Origin of the sequence: Pannonibacter phragmitetus DSM 14782 (genome assembly GCF_000382365.1) — a bacterium.
GTDB classification, from domain to species: domain Bacteria; phylum Pseudomonadota; class Alphaproteobacteria; order Rhizobiales; family Stappiaceae; genus Pannonibacter; species Pannonibacter phragmitetus.
Genome location: NZ_KB908253.1, coordinates 1 through 1,216, shown reverse-complemented (window position 1 = coordinate 1,216; position 1,216 = coordinate 1). Strand labels below are relative to the sequence as shown.

The window sequence follows — 1,216 nt, the reverse complement described above, 5'->3', positions numbered from 1 at the left end:
GCCCTCGAAGCTTTTTGCGTCTGATGGCCGTGCGGGTGACGCAATGTACTGGGTTGCGATCAATGCATCAGGTGTTGTGCTTGCTGGGGCGCAGAACGGCGACGGTGCATTCCAGGATCAAGGGTCTGCGTACCTGTTCCGCCCAGATGCAACTGGCAGCTATACGGCTTTGAAGCTGACTGCATCTGATGGTGCTGCTGGAGACAGGTTTGGTGTCTCGGTTGCGTTGAACAATGCCGGTGTTGCCGTTGTGGGCAGTCACTATGACGTCACTGACAGCAATGTGAGGACCGGATCAGCCTATGTTTACCGTCCCGATGGCCAGGGCGGTTATTATGAAACCAAGCTGGTCCCTCCGGACGGGGTGTCGGGTGGCCAGTTTGGTTATGCCGTTTCCATCAATGATGCGGGCGTGATCGCTGTCGGATCGTACCTTGATAATGCCAAGGCAGCGAAGTCTGGTTCTGTTTACGTTTACCGGCCAGATGGCTTCGGGGGCTACGCCGTGACCAAGGTAACGGCTTCCGATGGTGCTGCAGGTGATCAGTTTGGAAACTCCGTCACAATGACGGAATCCGGCCGGTTGATCGTCGGGGCATACATGGATGACACCACTGTCAATGACACGGGTGCGGTTTATATCTATGAGTTCACCGCCCCGGGTAGTGTTGCGTCCGAGGTCAAGCTGCTTGCCTCAGACGGAGCCACCGGAGACGAGTTTGGTCTCAGGACTGCAAGCAATGCGGCTGGCGTCATCGTTGTGAGCGCTCATCTTGCTGATAATGGTGGCGTTCTGGACAGCGGTGCCGTGTATGTTTACACGCCTAACGGCTTTGGCGGTTACACCGAGAAGAAGCTGTCGGCCCTTGATGAATTTGCAGGTGACGGCTTCGGATATTCGATTGCGATCAATGACGATGGCGTCATTGTTGCTGGAGCCCTCTGGAATGATGATGCAGGCAGCAACTCTGGCTCGGCCTATGTGTTTGTGCCAGATGGTCTTGGGGGTTACACCCAGTTCAAGCTGACTGCTCATGACGGCCAGGCTGGTGACCTCTTCGGCCGCTCTGTTAGCATCAACAGTGACGGCGTAGTAACCGTGGCTGCACAGTTGGGTGATGGGGCTGCCGTCAACTCCGGGGCCGTCTACACCTTCGTGCCAAACGCGGACGGAAACTATGTCGGAAGCAATGGAACTGTCTATCAAGGCGTGCCG

General features: G+C 56.3%; 1 protein-coding gene. It reads left to right on the top strand.

All coding sequences use genetic code 11. The features are described 5' to 3' along the window. Positions 1-43 precede the first annotated feature (43 nt). On the top strand, positions 44-1,216 hold a 1,173-nt coding region (locus tag H163_RS0121810; protein WP_019966725.1), incomplete at its 3' end, for an FG-GAP repeat protein.